Genomic DNA, 18,586 nt, shown 5'->3' with positions numbered 1-18,586 from the left:
CCAATCATGACGAAAGTAGAATACACCGACGTGACGAAAAAATACGGCGACGAGCTCGCGATCGAGGACATCAATCTCACCGTCGATGACGGGGAGTTCGCCATCTTGCTCGGTCCCAGTGGCTGTGGCAAGACGACGACGCTTCGCTGTCTCGCCGGGCTGACGGAGCCCAGCGGGGGCACCATCGAGATGGACGGGTTCGACGTCACCGACGTCCACCCGAAAAACAGGAACGCCGCGATGGTGTTCCAGAACTTCGCGCTCTATCCACACATGACCGTGCGGGAGAACATCGGGTACCCCCTTCGGGTCCACGGAACCGACAAGGAAACCCGCAAGGAGCGCGTCAAGGAGGTCGCCGAGACCCTCGAGATTCCCGAACTGCTGGATCGGGACATCGACAACCTCAGTGGCGGCCAACAACAGCGCGTCGCCCTCGGCCGGGCGATCATCCGTCGCCCGTCAGTGTTCCTGATGGACGAGCCCCTGGCCAACCTCGACGCAAAGCTGAAGATGAGCATGCGGTCGCGAATCAAAGTGCTCCAGCGTGACCTCGGAATCACGACGTTGTACGTCACCCACGACCAGGAAGAGGCGATGTCGCTCGGGGACAAACTCGTCGTGATGAACGACGCCAATATTCAGCAGATCGGTTCGCCGGACGAGGTGTACCACGAGCCTGTGAACCGGTTCGTTGCGGGCTTTATCGGCAGTCCCGCGATGAACTTCATCGACGTGACGATAGACGACGAGGGGGTCGTTCGAGCGACCAGGGCCGACGAAGACTTCGCGTACCGCCTCGAGCCCGATATCGCGGACCGGTACAGCGACTACGACGAATTCGTCCTCGGAGTTCGTCCGCAGTACTTCACGGTCAACACCGAACCCGTCGACAACGCCATTCGCGGCGAAGTCGAAGTAACCGAACCCCAGGGCGACGAACAAATCATCGACATCATCGTCGGTGACGAGGACGGTGAGAGCGTCGACCTCACGGTGGTGGCTCCCAGTACCGTCGCAGCCCACCGCGGTGACGATGTCTGGCTCACGGTCGACGATACACTCGTTCACGGATTCGACCAACAGTCCGGTGATCGCATCGGCGAGATCGATACAGTCGCCAGGACGAAAGCGTCCGAAACGGCCGCCGAACGGACCTCGAAGACGGATTGATTTCCGGGACCAGCGAGGACGAATTCTTCGCTGACCCAGCATACGTCGCTCCCTCCTGCACTCCGAGTACCGGTTGACGTGTACGCCATCATCGACAGGGTTAACACCGATCACTGTGTTCGGTCTCGACCAGAGAGGAACCAATGATAGCGCTGGAACTCAGTGCCGGCCTCGCGCTCCTCGCAGCGATCTGTTCGGCCTTTCAGGCGATCGCGGTCGAATACGGTCTCGATAGCAGTGACGTCACCGGCCAGCGGTCACCAGCGCTCGTGGCTGCCGTCGTCAGTATCGTCGTCAGCGTCGTCGTTTTCTGGACACTGCTCGCCGTTCGTGGCGTCTCGATCGATGGCATCGCCGTCGGGGACGTCGCCCCGTTCGCCGTCGCGGGGCTGGCCAATCCGGCGGTGTTTCGCCTGCTCTACTTCAGAAGTATCGACCGCATCGGCGCTCGGCTCTCTGCAGCCGTCGTCAGCGCGAATCCCGCCGTCGCCGCACTGCTCGCACTGCCGCTTTTCGGGGAGCCGTTTACCCTCCTCACGGGGATCGGACTGGCGTGTATCGTCGCCGGCGGGATCGTCCTCCAGATACTGGGCAACAGCGCGACGGCCGAGACGGACTTGCTCGTCGACGAACTCGCCGATGTACAGCCACGGGACATCGTCGTTCCGGGCATCGCGATGGCCATGCTCGGGATCTCGTTCGTCCTCGTGAAAATCGGACTGAACCGCCATTCGGATCCGTTACTGGGAACTGCGATCGGTCAGACGGCCGCGCTCGTCGCGTTCGTCGTCCTGTTTGGCGTCTCGAGCGAAACGCGACTGAAGCTACGCATCCGCAGCCGAACGGCCCTCCTCGCGTTTACGCTCGCGGGCGTCTTCGTCGCCGGAAACTGGCTCGCGTGGTTCTCGGCGCTTCAGCTCGGAACGGTCGTGACCGTGGTCCCGCTCTCGAATACCTATCCGCTGTTTATCGTCGCCATCTCCTATCTCCTCGCGCGACAGGTTCCGAGGTCCCCCCGCGTTATCAGCGGGATCGTCTTCATCGTCATCGGTGCGACGCTGATGCAATTGGCCTGAGACGGTCCCCTGTACCGATGTGTCGAGCCAACCCCAGGGCGGCTCGTGGGTGCGCCGTCACTGACTGCCAGGAGCCCGTATGAGAACGCGCGAACGAGACGGCAGGATCTCCCCGTTTCCGCGGGCCGGCTCGAGATGAACGCGTCGACGCCGATTACGATCCGTTCGGGATCGAACACGCGGCCGGAGCCATGGAATCGAGACTAGCGATCGGTGTGCCAGGAGCGGAAGCGCACACCGTTCGACCGCGAAACCGACACAGGATATATATCACTGGACACCAACGGTACGATCGAACGATGTCCGTAGACACGATTTTGGTAGCAGTACGGGATGTCGACGACCAGACGCCGTTGCTCGACGCGGTTGTCGACGTCGCCACCCCGACAGACGCATCGATCGTCCTGGCGAGAGCCTACGACGAGGAAGAATTCGAGAAGCGGGTCGACGAACTGGACTTCGACGGGAGCCCGTCGACGGACGAGGTCGCCCGGCGGAGTCAATCCGTGCGAGACGCTGCTCGCGTCCTCCAAGACGCGGACATAGAGCACACGGTTCGTGGCGTCGTCGGCGAGGCGGGCACCGCGTTCGTCGAACTCGCTGACGTGCTCGATCCGGATTTGCTGTACGTACAGGGGAAAGGACGCAACCCAACGGGGAAAGCGTTGTTCGGGAGCACGGCCCAGACCGTCCTCCTCAACGCGCCGTGTCCGGTGACGTTCGTTCGGTCGTAGGCTGCTACTCCAGGTGCGGCCTGGGGAGCGCTCGACCTCGAGCGCGTCCGCGACCGACTCGCAGCCGACACCGGGCCGCCCGGTCCCCTGAGGGGCTCGGAAACGGTGAAATCGACGAATAGCCGGAGTTACCCATCGCTGTGACCCATCGACACCCACGTCGTCGACAGCGGTACGAACAACTGGCAGAGTGACCCGGCGATCGGATCGATACGCGCCCACGAATCGCCGGGCGCGGATCGGCGCCGAGCGGGACTCCCCCGACCTCGATGCGGCCAATCGATGCAGGGCGTTTGAACCGGTCAAACACCGGCCTCGTTTGCCACATGCAAACAGTTTAGTGACTCCATATGCTAACTTCCACCATGTCGGAAACGACGAAACCCCGAACGATTCAGGCAGTGGGGATCACCCTCGAGATCATCGATTTTCTTCACGAGAACGATAGTGCCCGCATCACGGAAATCGCCGCCGAACTCGGTCGATCGAAGGGGACGATCCACTGTCACCTGGCGACGCTACTCGAGAACGAATACGTCGTCAGGAACGGGGAGGAATACCAACTCAGCCTCCGATACCTCCACCTCGGCGAGGGCGTAAAGGACCGACTCGGAATCTACGACGTCGTCGCCGACGAAGTAGACGAACTCGCTTCGGAGTGCAACGAGTTGGTGCAGTTCGCGATGGAGGAACACGGCCGCGGGGTGTATCTCTACAAGAAAGGCGGCGACCAGGCGGTCCAGACGGCATCGTCGGTCGGGAAGCGTGAGTATCTCCACTGTATCTCGCTTGGCAAAGCCATTCTCGCTCATTACCCGCGCGAACGCGTCGAGAAGATCGTCGATCGGCACGGATTACCTGGCTACACGGACCAGACGATCACCACTCGCGAGGAACTCTTCGAGAACCTCGAGACGATCCGTGAACGCGGGCACGCCTTCGACGAAGAGGAGAAAATCGAGGGGTTGCGGTGTGTCGCCGCGCCAGTGATGGGGACGGACGGGCAGGTTCTGGGTGCGATCAGCATCTCCGGCCCGTCACGTCGAATGACCGGCGACAGATACCGCGAGGAGCTCCCGAACAAGGTTACCCGCTCCGCGAACGTTATCGAAATCAATTCGAAGTTCTCGTAATTCCTCGAGCCATCTGTTTGAGAGGGTCAAACGGTTTCACCGGCGGGGTTCGCGCTCGGCGGGAGCCGTCCGTGCGCCCCCGTTCGGTCGATATACCCGCCGATAGAAGGGTTTCACTCGCGTTGGCGGCCCTCTGCTGCGGTGACGGCGCGCAGGCGCATTCAAATTACATACATACACGTGTAAAAATGTCGCTGTCAGGCACTCTCAATGAGCGAGACGTAGAAACGTTCGACGAGACGTTCGCGAACGTCAAACGACAGATGGTCGTCCCCGAATCCGCGGGTGGATCGAGCGAGCGCGCATGTCACGATCGAACAGTAGTGACCAATCTGTTGCGTCCCTGAATCGGTCCCCGTTTCGGTCCCAGGTGGTACGGATGACGACGGCTGTACGCCGGTCAGACGGGAGCAAACACGTCGAACGGAAACTGCTACTCGAGTCACGTGGTGACGAGCGGGGGCCAGCAATTCGCTCTCGTCGATTCCGTTTCCCGGCAGGATGGGGGTTCCTGAAATCACTCGTCCGATCCGAGAGACGAACTGAACGAGCCGATCCCGGCCGAGACTGCACCGCTGTCCGTCTCAAGTATCACATTCGAGAGTACTCACCCGATTTGTGACGTTCAAACCGTTTGTAACGTTCAAACGCCGAGTCGGTCGTTAGGTTCGGCGGAAACCTCGTCGCACGACCACCGCGTCACGGGAGGCGGGACCGTCTCCGTACGGCGGAACGCGGGCCGGCAGCTACCGAACGGCGCAACGTCTTACACTGGTACTCATGTAAATATATCGGCATGCGAAACACCTTTGGGCCAAGGGGCCGGAGGTTGAATATGGCCAACCGAAACGACGTAGCGACTTCCAGTTCGACGTGTGGGTGTAAGATCGGACGAATGGCGGACCAATACGAACTGGATCGGCTCGACGACGACCTCGTCGCGTACTGGACCGGCGATGCGGACGAACAGTACAGTACTCGTGCCCTTGCAACAGTTGTCAACCAACGGATACTCGAGGCAGCGCTTAAGCAAGCAGATATTTCATTTAAAGAGGGAGAGATCGAAAACACCTATCGGTTGCTCACCGACGACGATGTGAGCAGCGGCGTCCAAGTAGAGACCGAGAACGAACTCGAACGCGACGGTGTCGCCGTCGACCAAGTCAAATCCGACTTCGTCTCCCATCAGACAGTCTATAACCATTTGACGGACTGTCTCGATGCGTCGCTCGACTCGCCGAGCGACGAAGAACGGCTCGAGCAAAGCGGGGAAAAACTCGGTGCGCTCCAGAACCGAACGGCGGCCGTGACGACGGATACGATCGAACGACTTGACAACAACGACATCATCGACATCGGCGGTTTCAACGTCGTCGTCTCCGCGACCGTGACCTGCGAAGAGTGCTTTCAGGAGTATACCGTCCGGGAACTTCTCGACAACGGGTCCTGCAATTGCGATAGTGATAGCGAGAGAAGATAATCGGAATAATGACAGCAGTGATCGGCTGAACGGGTTTCACTCGAAGCGGAAATACCTATGTAGCATGAGTACGAACCCGCTGTCATGGAAAGTAGCTTGGACGCAGAGAACCGAAATCGGCCGTCGGAAGTGTCGCTCTCGGTCGAAAACATCGGCGGTATCGACGAGACGGAGGTTTCCCTCAGCGACGGTGTAACCGTTCTCTCCGGGCGGAACGCGACCAACCGGACCTCGCTGTTACAGGGAATAATGGCAGCGCTCGGAAGCGATCACGTGAGTCTGAAAGCCGACGCCGAGGAAGGGCGTTCCGTCCTCGAGTTCGGCGACGAGACGTATCACCGGACGCTTACGCGTCGAAACGCGACGGTCAAGACCGATGGCGACCCGTACCTCGACGACCCGGAGATCGCCGATTTGTTCGCGTTTTTGCTCGAGACGAACGAGGCTCGACAGGCCGTCGCCCGCGGGGACGACCTCCAGGAGTTGATCATGCGGCCCGTCGACACGGACGCGATTCAGGCCGAGATCAAACAGTACGAACGACAGAAGCGAGACCTCGACGAACAGCTCTCGGAACTGGACGACCTCGAACAGCGATTGCCCTCGCTCGAACAAAAGCGAACCCAGCTGACGAACGAGATCGAGACGCTGCAGGAAGAACTCGAGGAGGCCCAGGCGGAACTCGAGGAGACGAACGTCGACGTCGAAGAGCGCCGCGAGGAACAATCCGAACTCGAGACGAAGTTAGGGGACCTACGCGGGACGCGAGCCGACCTCGAACGCGTGCGTGACAAGGTCGAAACCGAACGTGAGAGTATCGAGGCCCTCGAGACGGAGCGAGAAGAGGTCCAAGAGCGTCTCGACTCGCTGTCGACCGACGACGACGCGGACATCGATCGGATCGAAGCAGAGATCGAGATGCTCCAGGAGGAAAAGGACGAGCTCACCGAGGAGATCTCCCAGCTCCAGAGTACGATCCAGTTCAACGAGCAACTCCTCGAAGAATCGGGGTCGGTGTTGCCGACCACGGACCAGGGTGACGATGGCGCCGTCACCGACCAGCTGCTGGCGGATTCGGAGACGGTCACCTGCTGGACCTGTGGTTCGTCGGTGGCTCACGAGCAGATCGAGACGACCATCGAGCAGCTTCGGACGACGCGACAGGAGCGACTCGAGGCACGGACCGAGGTGAGTTCCGAACTCTCCGAGCGACGGGAACTGCTCTCCGAAATCAACGAGAACCGAAGCGAGTACGAGCGGACGACGCGCCGACTCGACTCGATCGACGACGAGATCGAGCGGCGAACCACTCGGATCGAGGAGCTGACGACCGAACGGGAGGAGTTGACCGATCAGATCGAATCGCTCGAAGCTGAAATCGAGGAACTGGAGACCGAAGAGTACGGCGACGTCCTCGACAAACACAAGGAAGTCAATCAACTCGAGTTCGAACTCGAACGCACGGAAAACGAACGCGACGAGGTCGAAGACGAGATCGAATCGATCGAGACCCGTCTCGAAACGCGCACGGAACTCGAAACGCGTCGCGAGGACGTCACCGACGAACTCACGAGCCTTCGAACCCAGATCGATCAGATCGAGGCGGACGCGGTCGAGGCGTTCAACGAACACATGGCCAATCTCCTCGAGAGACTGGAGTACGACAACCTCGATCGCATCTGGATCGATCGAACGACCCGCGAAGTCCGCGACGGTCGCCGAACCGTCACCAAGTCCTCGTTCGATCTCAAGATCGTGCGGAGCACCGACGACGGTGCGGCGTACGAGGACTCGATCGACCACTTGAGTGAGAGCGAACGTGAGGTGATCGGGCTCGTGTTTGCGTTGGCGGGATATCTCGTCCACGACGTGTACGAGACGGTTCCGTTCATGTTGCTCGACTCGTTAGAGGCGATCGACGCCGAACGGATCGCTGCACTCGTCGAGTACTTCGAATCCTCCGCACCCTACCTCGTCGTCGCGTTGCTGGACGAAGACGCACAGGCGCTCGAGGGGAACCACGACGTCATTACGACGATTTGAGAGGGACGAGAGCCACTCGCGGCTGCACTTGGGGAGACGCCACGGCTCAGAGCTCATGGATCTCCGACTCGTTGTCCGGATACCGATAGATCGGCAGCGTCGCGTTGGGAGTCGACCGCTAGCCAAATATCTGTGGCAGATATCTGTAACAGGTATCTGTAACAGAGGTACGGAACTGCGGGACGACTGGTCGAAGTATCGACGGCCGCACGGTCGGGGCCGACCAGGTGACGACGTGTCCTCGACGGACGCCTCCGGAGGGAGGGCTCCGGCCGAGAACCTGGTACGCCTGGAGCCGATTCTGAATCCTATTTCGCTATATTGATTGCGAGTTGCTTTCACCTCCACAGTTTCGGAGGAGAGCCTAGTTGTGGGTCGAATCTGCGTTGACTCGTGGTTCTTTCACCGCTCGAAAGTCGATTCCGAGCGCTCGCGGACGTCCCTGTCGGGAGAGTGTGAGAGATCTCGCGAATTCTAGCACTGCTGAATGGTGTTGCTACTCCCGGGTAGCGGACTCAGCGAGGACTTAGCCGGTTAATCAGGTTTCTCGCTGGCGATGAGGGTGAGCATCTCCTGCGAGCGGGTCACTTCCTCTCCGAGTGCGACTGCGAGATCAGGATCCGATTCACGGAACTGATCAAAGCGCGTCGTGTTCAATCGTCGGCCGCGCTGGCCGCCGGTTGGGAGACACGTGGTTGGCTCTCGATCAGGATCGACAGGAACGCACCGCCGAGCAGGAGCGCGGCACCGCCCCAGAACGCAAGTTCGTAACTCCCAGTCGTATCGCGGATGAACCCCCCGAGGAACACGCCCGTCGCGGCGAAGATCTGGTGAAGGAGCCACGACATCCCGAGGATCCCGCCCATAGCGTTCGTCCCGAAGTGATCACCGATGATGCCGGTCACAGTCGGGATTACCGGGAAGGAGGCGACACCGTACACGACTGCGAACACGTACAGCTGCCAGATACTCGTCGAAACGGCGAGCCAAGCGAGCGAGATCCCCCGAAGCACGTGGAGGGCAGCGAGCATCCGACGCTTGCCGACCCGCTCGGTGAACTTACCAGTCACCCACATTGAGACGGCACTCGCGCCAGCGGCAACCCCGAGCAGCTGCCCGCCGAGCGCAACGCCACCGCCGAGGTCGGTCGCGTAGTTGGGTAGGTGAATCGTCACGAGATACAGGGTGAAGCCACACGAGCAGAAGCTCAGGCTGGCGAGCCAGAAGTTCCGATCACGGAGCGCCTTCTTGAACGGTACGTTCGCGGACGAAACAGCCAGTACCGACCGTGCGTCGGTCGTTTCGTCCGCGATCCCATCCGGATGCTGGCCGATATCGGTGGGATCGTTCTCGACGACGAGCAGGACCGCCGGCACGACGACCACGAGCATGAACAGACCGAGCCCCATGAAGGCTTCCTGAAAGCCAGCGATAGCGATCAGGAAACCCGCCAGCGGGAGGATCACCAGTTGCCCGATGTTGATGCCCATCGAGCTCTTGCCGAGCATCTCCGAGCGGTCCCGGACGTACCACTTCGAGACGAGGACCGAATTCGCCATCGAGCTACAACCCGCGAAGCCGACCGCCGTGAGCACGCCGTAGTACAGGAAAAACTCCCAGACGGTGGTAATCGTGGCCGACAGGAGGAAAGCGACGCCCATCAGCGCCGCGCTGCCGGCGATGACCAGCTTGGGGCCGATCCAGTCGATCAGCCGGCCCATCACCGGCTGGAACAGCCCCCAGGTAATCATGTTCACAGAGACAGCTAGGCTCAACAGCGACAACTCCCATCCATAGGCTCCGGTCAGTGGTTCGAAGAACTGTCCCGCACTCAGATTCAGCCCGAACGCGCCCATTAACGCGAGGAAAGTCACGCCGACCACGTAGGGGCCGAGGAACGTCGAGTCGTCACGTCTGATTGTTCCGAATTGCATCGTACATCCGACCTGAAGATGAGAGTGGCATTAGAATCTGATTTGGTATCAACCAAGAATGGCAAAATTTGTCGGTGTCACTCAGACGTGTATTCGGTTACAGCGTGTTTTTTCTCCATGAACTAACCGACCAGAAGTCGCAATCTAAATAACTTGGTTAGTACCAATTAAGCGTGTGCGCGAATTCGTGTTCACGGTCACCTACGACCGCGGTGCGGATCCAATCGCCGACATCTTCATCGACCATCCCGATGTGATGTCGAAGTCGCTGACCTGTACTGTCACCTCGGATAGCATCTGGCATCTCGACCGTATTACGGGCCCAGAAGACGCGCTACAGGCACTAGATGGGGTGTTTCTGGACCCGGCCCACTGTAACGAGTGCCTCGACGCTGAACACTGTCAGACCAGCTGGGAGTACGAGGTCCTCTCACGGGGGACCACCTCGCGAACCGTTTACGCATACGGGACTGAGGCCGACGACTGCCACTCGATCCCCCATCTCGCAGCCACGCACATCGGCGAGGGACTGCTTTACGATACGAAACGGCAGGGCGACCAGTATACGTGGCGAATTCTGATGCCCGACGACGCCAATGTGGGCGAACTGTACGATGCGATTCAGACCGAACTACGGGACGGCCTCCGTCTGACGCTGGATCACCTGTCCGATCCGACCCACTGGGGCGATGATGTCGTCTCTCTCGCCGACGTGCCGTACGAACAACGGGAGCTGATCAAGGAGGCGGTCGCCCGTGGGTACTACGAGACCCCCCGAGAGATTACGACCCAGGAACTGGCCGACGAACTGGGGCTCCCACAGTCGACGGTGCAGTACCGCCTTGCTCGCGCCGAAGCATGGCTTGCGACCCGCTTTGCAAAGGAACTCATCTGAACGAGGAATCCCGCTAGTTAGGAGAAATTGTCAGTCTTCGCTCTTTTTATAACTGATCGAGCAGATTATTGGCTCCCAGAAGAAACCACAGTGTCTCATTTCTCCGTAGCCGTCGATGAATAGAAGGCCCGCATCGTTTCCGTCCTCCGAGGTTGTGTTCACCTCCCGTCCCCGAGGGCCACGAAACCCGGGTCGCAGTACGCAGCCACCGATGAAACGGAAAACGGACAGCTCCAGTGTCAGTCGAGCGCCCCGAACCCCTCGTTGCTCATCAGTTCGGCAACACGCTCGGGGTGTTGAAACGCCGCGAGAAGAGCGAACTCTCGTGCATCCGTTTTTGCGATTTCGTTTGCATCGAGGTGTGCCGCGAGCTCGCTCCGAAACTCGGCTTCCCGATCGGCGACCTTGTCTCGGACGTGAATCTCGAGACGGGTATCCCGCTCGTCTCCGACGTTACTCCGCCGGACGAAGTACGGATACTCGTTCGTCGGGGTGTCGGAGGCTCTCGGCTTCTCCGTCGTGACCCGGTTCGACTGCGGTCGGTCGGACGTCCCGTCTGTACTGTTCGGTGACGTCTCGGGGGGTGAGGAAGCGGCCTCCGTCGAGGAGGGGTCGGGATCGGGCCGGGTTCCGGTACCGGTTTCGTCCTCGGAGTCGGACGAGTCCGGTTCGGGATCCTCGTCACCCCCGAAATCGAGGTTACCGGAGCCGGATTTGAAATTGGTCACGCGGTCGTCACCTCAGTTGGCTCGTCCGGTCGGAGATCGATTATTCGAGTCTCCTTATCTCGAACATCGAGTTCCAACACGGGGTCGACGTCGGCGTCGAACGTTTCGGTCGCGATGAACCGGGCGAGTTCGTACAGGTTTCGTAGCGTCTCGATTTCCCTCTCGCGGACTCGCCGTCGGCCGGGTTCGCTCACCATGGTTCCCTCTTTTTCGAACGTCTTCCATCGCTCCTCGACGACCTTGAACGCGGATCCCCTGGCTTCCCACATCGCGTCCATCAGACTTTCCCGATTGCCGATCGTGACTGGCGTTGCAAACGCAGCCGTGTTTTCGAACTGTCGCTGGTATTGTTGATGTGCGTTGGTCTGACCGACGCCCGAGGGGACGACACAGGAGAGCCCGATCTCGATATCCAGTTGGCGCTCCATGTTCCCGACGAGTTCCTCGAGGCCGTCCAAGCTCAGGTTCCCTTTGCCGGCCGGTTTAACGGGGGCGACGAGCGTACGCAGCGCGAAGATCGCATTGTAGAGGAGATCCTCGGCGCGTGCGTTTGGGTCGATAAGAACGGCATCGTACTCCTCGTGGAGTTCCTGTTCCTCCCAGAGGAGATCATACAGGAGTTCGAATCGGGGATATTCGTCCCGGCTGATGTTTTTCATGCCGGTTTCGTAGGAGATCTTCTGCTCGAGATTCGAGGTGAAATCCCCGAGCATATCGTGGCTCGGGACGATATCGACGCCTTCGGCCGTCGATTCGATCAGGTCGTCGAAATTGCCATCCGGCATATCGAGGATATGCTTGACGAGGTTGTCCGCATCCGGATCGCTCCGGTGTTCGCCGGCATCGAAGAGGCTGGTCAGGTTGCCCTCCTGTGGATCGAGATCCAACACGAGCGTGTTCTGGCCCATTCGTTCCAGTGCGACCGCGAGATTGGCCGTCATCGTGGTCTTGTACGTCCCACCTGATTCGGAGTAAACTACGGCCGTTATCATGTAACTCAGCGTTGTGGGCGATGGAACATAAATCTATGTCAGACGATACAGCCAGATGTTCGTATTACATATCTGTACAATACGCCTGTAACAGACGTCTGTAACAGAGGATGTCAGCTATAGAATATATGATGTCGATTAGGACATATATGAGAGTCCTAGTTGGTCTATACTAGTGTTTCAAAATCATCGGATATACATCACAGAAGTCTATTACAGGTGTCTGTGACAGATATCTATGGCAGACGTATGACACAGAAGCGGCGAGAACAGACGTCGGATACGGACAGCCTGAACCGCCACCTCGCTGTAACAGTCGTCAATGACAGAAGTACATTACAGACATAACAGAGGACAAGTACAGACGTGACAGAGGACAAGTACAGACGTGACAGAGGACAGATACAGACATGACAGAGGACAAGTACAGACGTGACAGAGGACAGATACAGACATGACAGAAGGATGGCCGTCTGTTACGGGTGGAACAGGAAGAGAGATGTCTGTTACAGAAAGTCGGGGCAGATAATACATCAGGACGACTGCAACAGCTGAAATCGATTGCAGGGCCGGCCGTCGCCAAGAGTTCGGTCATCAAGAGGGTGCCGGGTACAACGATACTGAAAATGGGCTCTCCGAACCAGACGGATGAATTCGGAGCGAACTGTCAGTAGCGATTTCGGCTTTCGTCAGGTTTCCGAGGGTGCTTTGCTAGTAACGTCTTTTTGATACCAGTACCGCCACTTCGTTCGGATCTTGTACCGCTGGAGGAACGCGAATCGGAACTGTGGATGCCCGGCGAGTTCCCAGGGATCGTACTCGAGCCTGCCTACGAGTTCAGTCATGATCCGAGCGAGTCCGCCGGTGGTTTCTCGAGTCACCGGTGAGACCTGAACGAGACAAACACCGGCTGTCGCTTGGTCACGAGTTTCCGACCGTGAGAGAACCGCCAGCGCGGCTCGAGCGACAGGATCCGCCGTCACAGACAGGACGACAACGTCGGCCTCGAACGGGTCAGTAATCGTGATTCGGATCACTCGCGACTCGGACCCGTAGACCAATCGTTCCGTATTCGAGGCTTCGTCGTCGGTAACGTGGAACGTGATGTCGCGATCGTCGAGGATTGCGATGACCGTCTCGGCGAACGTCTCTTTGGAACAGCGACAGAACGTTCGCCATCGATCGCCAACGAGGACCCACTCGAGGAGTCGATTCATGATTGAACGGAGATGGAACGTGGGTTCACCAGCCTGTCTGTTCGTGACCGAGCGCGTCGCGAAGGCGTTCGACCTCCTCCGGGGAGGGGGCCTCGGTCAGTATCGAGACCCCGACGGTCGCGACCAGAGAGAGCGGCAGTGCGATCAGGATCGACGCAAACAGCGGAACGAGAAGCCAGAAAACGACGTAACTCAACAGGCCAACGACCATACCGGCGAACGCCCCCGTTTTCGTCGTTCGTTTCCACCAGATACCGAGCACCAGCGGGAAGAAGAACGCCGCGGCCATCATGGCCGTTGCATCGGTGTACAGGACGACGAGGATGTTCGGCGGATTAAGTGCGGCGATGCCGATCGCGACCAGCCCCATGCCGACGGTCGAGAACGAACCGACACGGACGACGCTCGCCTCGGAGGCATCGGGATTGAGGACGGTTCCGTAGATATCGTTCGCGATCGACGCCGACATCGCTAACAGCAGTGCATCGGTCGTCGACATCACTGCTGCGAGGATAGCCGCGGCGACCAGTCCGGCGACGATCGCCGGAAGCAACGATTCCATGACGACGATAAGCGCGAGGTCCGGATCCGCGAGGTTCGGATCGATGTCGAGTGCCACCGAGGGAATGATGTAGAACGCAATGAGGCTAAAGACCGCGTACAGTATCGCGACCCAGCTATAGGCCGTTTTCGCCGATCGAGGACTATCCGCCGAGAGGACTCGCATGACGATGTGGGGTAAGATCGCGACCGTCGACAGCCAAATCACGAAGAACCCGATATACGATGCGGGATGCATGTCCGCCACTTCGAGGAGACCGGGAGTTGCCGAAGCGGGTGCGGAGATGGAGCGGTCGTAGTATGCGAACCCGAGTCCAGCCATCACGAGCATGAGTCCCCATATCAACACGCCCTGTAGGACGTCGGTGATCGTAATCGCCCACATCCCACCGAGTGAGACGTAGGCGATAAAGACCAGTCCGATACCGATAACCGACGGAACGTACCCGATGTCGAGGAGGTACTCCGTCACGACTCCCGCCGCTTTCAGCTGTGCCACGGTGTATAGCGTGAACGCAAAGATAACGACGACCGGAACCAGGACGTTGATCCGCCAATCCCGGTAGAGGAAGTCGAAGATATCAGTGATCGTATGTGCGTCAACCCGGCGCATCGGTTTCGCGACCAGGATCGCCGCGACGATGAAGCCGACGACGGAACCGGTGATCGCCGTCCAGCCGAACGGCAGCCCGTACGTGTACGCGAACCCGATCGAACCGAGGAACGTCCCACCGCTCGCGAACGCCGCAAAGATCGCGAACGTGTTCACCACCGTTCCGATCTCTCCGCCCGCCGACCAATATTCGTCTCCCGATCGAGCATCCTTGAAGTAGTATCCGATGGCGAGGATCAGCAGGAAATACGCGAGGACGATCGCGAGTTCGCTCGCTTGCGTCATGATCGCACCTCCTGACGGCGTTCTCCGTAGTACGTCGCAGTGACGAACAGGCCGCCGAGGACGACCATCACGAACGGCTGACTGAGGAGCAGCCACGGATAGCCAAGGAGCGTCCACTCCGCGCCGAGGAGGAACGGGCCGTACGTCGCTCCCAGCGCGAGACCGGTGACGACGAGCATCGCTGTCGACAGACGATCCAGTCGGAAGAACCCTGCCGATTGGGGCGCATCATCTTCTCTCCGGTTGGGTTCGTACTGTTCGGACATCTACTGTCATGGTATGGCACACCACTATATAATCATTGTGAATGTCAGTCTTCGACCAACGTTCCACCACCGCTCGCGAGGTGAGGGTCGAAACGACGGCTCGGACTCCCGGACGGACTCGAGAAGCGGGGAGCGGAGTTGTCACACCAGAACACTTATCAAACGTTTCTATCGATGTTGTGGTATGGGAAGCCTGGACACACTAGACGGCAGACCCATCGAGGACGTAACGATCGATAGTATGCTCCGAGACCGCGCCGAGCGGATCCCCTCGGAGACGGCGCTAATATACGGGCCCGACGACCGACACGTCACCTACCGGGAACTCGATACGACCGCGAACCGAATCGCCAACGGCCTCCAGGAACTGGGTGTCGAGCACGGGTCGAACGTCTCGCTGATGGCCGCTCATCCGCTCAAAACCTTGTTCGGCATGTTCGGTATCAACAAAGCCGGCGGCGTCTATTCGCCGATCAACTTCGAATACGAAGGCGAGACGCTCTCCTACCAGCTCAACGACACCGATCCCGACGTGCTCGTCCTCGAGGACCGATACCTCGAGCGTATCGAGGCGGTCCGAACCGACCTCGAGACCGCCCCCGAACTCGTCGTGATCGAAACAACCACCGAGACGCCGGAGACCAGCCTCGAGACGACGGCCTTCGCCGACCTTCGAGACGAGCCTGCCGACGACCCCAACGTCACCGTCTCGTGGGACGATACGGCGAGTATCGTGTACACGTCCGGGACGACGGGCATGCCAAAGGGTGTCGTCATCCCCCATCGCTGGATTTTCGCGAACTACATCGCGCCCAAGCGTGCGTTTCTGGGTTCCGAAGACGTCGTCCACACGTCGCTGCCGTTGTATCACATCGGTGGCGTCTATGCGGACGTCGTCGCCGGCTTGATGGCCGGCGGGAGCGTCGCGCTGTGGGATCGGTTTTCCCCCCAGGAGTTCTGGGATCGCATCGCCGAGTACGACGCCACGTCAGCAACCCTGATTTCGGTGATGATGCCGTGGCTACTGAACGCGCCGGAAACGGACTCCGACCACCGGAACACGCTCAGCAAGGTCCACATGCAACCGCTTCCGGAAGAGTACGAGGCCATGGCCGAGCGGTTCGGCTTTGACGTGGTGACGGTTGCCTTCGCCCAGACTGAGACCGGATCACCCATCGTCGGCGTCATTCGAACCGACGACCACGGTGGCACCCCGGAGGACTACCGGATCGGGTACACTCCCGACGAAGTGGAGGAACGCGCCCGTGAGCTGAACCTGCCGGTCGTCGAGGGGATCGACGAAGAGCGATACATGGGTCGCGTTCGCGAGGACATCGTCGACGTCGCCGTTCTCGACACCCGCGGCCGTGAAGTCGGACCAGGCGAGGTCGGTGAACTCTGCGTCAGACCGAAACAGCCCGGGTTACTCCTCAAGCGATATCACGCGAAACCGAACCGCACGCTCCAGGCGATGGAAAACCTCTGGTTCCACACCGGCGACGCCGCGTACCGAGACGATGCAGGGAATTACTATTTCGTCGATCGGCTCGGTGACGTCATTCGTCGGCGTGGTGAGAACATCTCGTCGATGCAGATCCAAGACGCAGTCGCGACTCACGAGCAGGTCGAAGCAGCAGCCGTGTTTCCGATCCCAGCGCCCGAAGGTGGCGAGGACCGGATCGGACTCGCTGTCGAACCACGAGCCGATGTCGATATCACCCCGGCGTCCATCGCTACCCATCTCGATGGTCGGCTTCCCGAATTCATGCATCCGGACGAGACCTACATCGTCGACGAGATTCCCACGACGGAGACGAACAAGATGCGAAAGGTCGAACTCAGGGAGCAACTCCTCGAATGACTGACGATGACCCCTTCGAAACGGTTGCCGAGGCGAAGCGATCACTATCCGACGACGCCCGCGAACGTGCGATAGCGTATCAACACGACCTCGACAAGTTGAGTGCTCGAGAACGCATCGACTACCTCCTCGACGACGGGACGTTCGAAGAGATCGGACGCCTCGCGTCGCCGATGCCGACGACACCCGAAACGACCGACTGGGAACGAGAAGACGCTCCCGCTGACGGCGTCGTTACGGGGTTCGGAACGATCGATGGACGGAACGTGGCCGTGTTCGCGACCGACTTTACCGTGAAAGGAGGGTCGATCGGGCACGCTGGCGGTCGGAAGATGAAACGGGTCAGTGAACGCGCGTTGGACCGTGGATTACCGCTGATCATGCTCCACGACGGTGGCGGACACCGGATCCAGGAAGGACTCGATGGAGCGCCGTTCGCTCGAGGAGACAACGGGTTCTCGAGCCTACAGACGGCGCTGTCGGGATGGGTTCCCGTGGTCTCCGCGATGATGGGGCCGGCCTTCGCAGCGCCGACGAACTTCGCTGCCCTCTCGGATTTCGTCTCGATCGTCGAAGGAACGGGAACCATGGGCGTCGCCGGCCCGTCGCTCGTGAAATCGGCACTCGGCGTCGACGGCAGTAAGAACGAACTCGGAAGCGCACGATTCCAGACGACCGAAACCGGAATGGCGGACCTCGCCTGCGAAGACGACGAAGCTTGCCTCGACGCGATTCGGACGTTCCTCTCGTATCTCCCGCGAAACGCCAGACGCGAGCCGCCGACGGCCGATCCGAAGCCACCGACCGATGAAGCCGTCGAACGGCTGCGAGACATAATCCCCGCGAGCGCACGGAAGGGGTACGACATCTACGCCATCATCGACGGAATCGTCGATCGAGAGTCGACGTTCGAACTCAAGCCAACCTACGCTCGCAACATCGTAACCACGTTCGCGAGGCTCGACGGAAACTCGATCGGTGTCATCGCGAACAACCCGCGTTTCAAAGCGGGGACGATCGATACCGCAGCCTCGGAGAAGGCGTCTCACTTCGCGTCGCTGTGTGACGCATACGGGCTCCCGATCGTTACCTTGACCGACGTTCCCGGAATCTTGCCCGGGCCGGACTCGGAACAGGAGGGGATCGCCCGTCATTCGGCGAAGCTTCCGTTCGAACTGGCGCGTGCGACCGTCCCGATAGCGAACGTCGTTCTCCGCCGAGGGTACGGATTCGGATACGTGGCAATGGGCGGCGGCCGCTCGCTCGACTCCGAGCTGACGGTGTTGTGGCCGACTGCCGAACTCGCAGCGATGGGTATCGAGGGTGCCGTTGACATCGCCTATAGGCAGGAAATCGAAGCGGCGGACGATCCCGAATCCCGTCGACAGGAGTTGATCGAGCGGTTCGAAGCGCGAACTGACGCAGTCCGCGCCGCGAGTCGCGTCGGTATCGATGGGGTCGTCCAACCGGAACAGACTCGCGATCGAATCCGCCGGGCGTTCGAGCGAGCGACCGAACCTCGTGACGCTGAGTGGCCCCCGAAAAAGCACCCGATCAATCCGATCTGAGCCGACTCCGCTTGATCTGGACGCGCT

15 protein-coding genes are annotated in these 18,586 nt (G+C 59.9%); 9 read left to right on the top strand and 6 right to left on the bottom strand.

Annotated features, from left to right (window positions below; genetic code table 11):
• Positions 1-6 precede the first annotated feature (6 nt).
• The 6 genes from CP557_RS20315 to CP557_RS20290 all read left to right on the top strand — a co-directional run bounded on the left by CP557_RS20315 (position 7) and on the right by CP557_RS20290 (position 7,639).
• Positions 7-1,173: an ABC transporter ATP-binding protein gene (locus tag CP557_RS20315; protein ID WP_097381843.1), complete on the top strand. Its 1,167-nt coding sequence runs from the start codon at positions 7-9 to the stop codon at positions 1,171-1,173.
• A gap of 143 nt (positions 1,174-1,316) precedes the next feature.
• Complete coding sequence (locus tag CP557_RS20310) at positions 1,317-2,249, top strand: EamA family transporter (protein ID WP_097381842.1); 933 nt, start codon at positions 1,317-1,319, stop codon at positions 2,247-2,249.
• Positions 2,250-2,548: 299 nt separating this feature from the next.
• On the top strand, positions 2,549-2,983 hold the full coding sequence (locus tag CP557_RS20305; protein WP_097381841.1) for a universal stress protein: 435 nt from the start codon (positions 2,549-2,551) through the stop codon (positions 2,981-2,983).
• A 365-nt stretch (positions 2,984-3,348) separates the two neighbouring features.
• Positions 3,349-4,116: an IclR family transcriptional regulator gene (locus CP557_RS20300; protein WP_097381840.1), complete on the top strand. Its 768-nt coding sequence runs from the start codon at positions 3,349-3,351 to the stop codon at positions 4,114-4,116.
• 835 nt (positions 4,117-4,951) lie between these two features.
• On the top strand, positions 4,952-5,596 hold the full coding sequence (gene rdfA, locus CP557_RS20295) for a rod-determining factor RdfA (RefSeq protein WP_097381839.1): 645 nt from the start codon (positions 4,952-4,954) through the stop codon (positions 5,594-5,596).
• Between the two features lie 84 nt (positions 5,597-5,680).
• The gene (locus CP557_RS20290; protein ID WP_097381838.1) at positions 5,681-7,639 is read left to right on the top strand and encodes an archaea-specific SMC-related protein; all 1,959 of its coding nucleotides are present in this window, start codon (positions 5,681-5,683) and stop codon (positions 7,637-7,639) included.
• Between the two features lie 653 nt (positions 7,640-8,292).
• Here the strand turns inward: CP557_RS20290 and CP557_RS20285 are convergent.
• Positions 8,293-9,573 carry an MFS transporter gene (locus CP557_RS20285; RefSeq protein WP_097381837.1) on the bottom strand — a complete coding sequence of 427 codons (1,281 nt, stop codon included), beginning with the start codon at positions 9,571-9,573 and terminating at the stop codon, positions 8,293-8,295.
• A gap of 175 nt (positions 9,574-9,748) precedes the next feature.
• Here CP557_RS20285 and CP557_RS20280 point away from each other — a divergent pair, with 175 nt between their 5' ends.
• Positions 9,749-10,468 carry a helix-turn-helix domain-containing protein gene (locus CP557_RS20280; protein ID WP_097381836.1) on the top strand — a complete coding sequence of 240 codons (720 nt, stop codon included), beginning with the start codon at positions 9,749-9,751 and terminating at the stop codon, positions 10,466-10,468.
• A gap of 239 nt (positions 10,469-10,707) precedes the next feature.
• Here the strand turns inward: CP557_RS20280 and CP557_RS20275 are convergent, their stop codons facing one another.
• The 5 genes from CP557_RS20275 to CP557_RS20255 all read right to left on the bottom strand — a co-directional run bounded on the left by CP557_RS20275 (position 10,708) and on the right by CP557_RS20255 (position 15,130).
• Positions 10,708-11,196: an acyl-CoA dehydrogenase gene (locus CP557_RS20275; protein ID WP_097381835.1), complete on the bottom strand. Its 489-nt coding sequence runs from the start codon at positions 11,194-11,196 to the stop codon at positions 10,708-10,710.
• Positions 11,193-12,188 (bottom strand): ParA family protein, encoded by a 996-nt coding sequence (locus CP557_RS20270; RefSeq protein ID WP_097381834.1) that lies wholly within the window; start codon positions 12,186-12,188, stop codon positions 11,193-11,195. Before CP557_RS20270 ends, CP557_RS20275 begins: the two co-directional genes overlap by 4 nt.
• A gap of 689 nt (positions 12,189-12,877) precedes the next feature.
• A complete protein-coding gene (locus CP557_RS20265; RefSeq protein ID WP_097381833.1) occupies positions 12,878-13,405 on the bottom strand; it encodes a hypothetical protein in 528 nt (175 codons plus the stop codon).
• Positions 13,406-13,430: 25 nt separating this feature from the next.
• Entirely contained in the window at positions 13,431-14,864 is a 1,434-nt protein-coding gene (locus CP557_RS20260; protein WP_097381832.1) for a sodium:solute symporter family protein, read from the bottom strand.
• On the bottom strand, positions 14,861-15,130 hold the full coding sequence (locus CP557_RS20255; protein ID WP_097381831.1) for a hypothetical protein: 270 nt from the start codon (positions 15,128-15,130) through the stop codon (positions 14,861-14,863). Before CP557_RS20255 ends, CP557_RS20260 begins: the two co-directional genes overlap by 4 nt.
• Before the next feature lie 184 nt (positions 15,131-15,314).
• Here CP557_RS20255 and CP557_RS20250 point away from each other — a divergent pair, with 184 nt between their 5' ends.
• Complete coding sequence (locus tag CP557_RS20250; protein WP_097381830.1) at positions 15,315-16,991, top strand: class I adenylate-forming enzyme family protein; 1,677 nt, start codon at positions 15,315-15,317, stop codon at positions 16,989-16,991.
• A complete protein-coding gene (locus CP557_RS20245; RefSeq protein WP_097381829.1) occupies positions 16,988-18,559 on the top strand; it encodes an acyl-CoA carboxylase subunit beta in 1,572 nt (523 codons plus the stop codon). The genes CP557_RS20250 and CP557_RS20245 overlap by 4 nt, the downstream gene beginning before the upstream one ends.
• Positions 18,560-18,586 lie beyond the last annotated feature (27 nt).

It is taken from the genome of Natrinema ejinorense, assembly GCF_002494345.1.
Taxonomy (GTDB): Archaea; Halobacteriota; Halobacteria; order Halobacteriales; family Natrialbaceae; genus Natrinema; species Natrinema longum.
The sequence above is the reverse complement of the archived record's forward strand: the minus strand, read 5'-3'. Positions and strand labels throughout refer to the sequence as shown.

Excerpts from the sequence above, each read along its gene's own strand:
- CP557_RS20285 (WP_097381837.1), bottom strand. The coding sequence starts at position 9,573 with ATGCAATTCGGAACAATCAGACGTGACGACTCGACGTTCCTCGGCCCC.
- CP557_RS20270 (WP_097381834.1), bottom strand. The coding sequence starts at position 12,188 with ATGATAACGGCCGTAGTTTACTCCGAATCAGGTGGGACGTACAAGACC.
- CP557_RS20260 (WP_097381832.1), bottom strand. The coding sequence starts at position 14,864 with ATGACGCAAGCGAGCGAACTCGCGATCGTCCTCGCGTATTTCCTGCTG.
- CP557_RS20265 (WP_097381833.1), bottom strand. The coding sequence starts at position 13,405 with ATGAATCGACTCCTCGAGTGGGTCCTCGTTGGCGATCGATGGCGAACG.
- CP557_RS20300 (WP_097381840.1), top strand. The coding sequence starts at position 3,349 with ATGTCGGAAACGACGAAACCCCGAACGATTCAGGCAGTGGGGATCACC.
- CP557_RS20255 (WP_097381831.1), bottom strand. The coding sequence starts at position 15,130 with ATGTCCGAACAGTACGAACCCAACCGGAGAGAAGATGATGCGCCCCAA.
- CP557_RS20315 (WP_097381843.1), top strand. The coding sequence starts at position 7 with ATGACGAAAGTAGAATACACCGACGTGACGAAAAAATACGGCGACGAG.
- CP557_RS20245 (WP_097381829.1), top strand. The coding sequence starts at position 16,988 with ATGACTGACGATGACCCCTTCGAAACGGTTGCCGAGGCGAAGCGATCA.
- CP557_RS20250 (WP_097381830.1), top strand. The coding sequence starts at position 15,315 with ATGGGAAGCCTGGACACACTAGACGGCAGACCCATCGAGGACGTAACG.
- CP557_RS20305 (WP_097381841.1), top strand. The coding sequence starts at position 2,549 with ATGTCCGTAGACACGATTTTGGTAGCAGTACGGGATGTCGACGACCAG.
- CP557_RS20290 (WP_097381838.1), top strand. The coding sequence starts at position 5,681 with ATGGAAAGTAGCTTGGACGCAGAGAACCGAAATCGGCCGTCGGAAGTG.
- CP557_RS20310 (WP_097381842.1), top strand. The coding sequence starts at position 1,317 with ATGATAGCGCTGGAACTCAGTGCCGGCCTCGCGCTCCTCGCAGCGATC.
- rdfA (WP_097381839.1), top strand. The coding sequence starts at position 4,952 with ATGGCCAACCGAAACGACGTAGCGACTTCCAGTTCGACGTGTGGGTGT.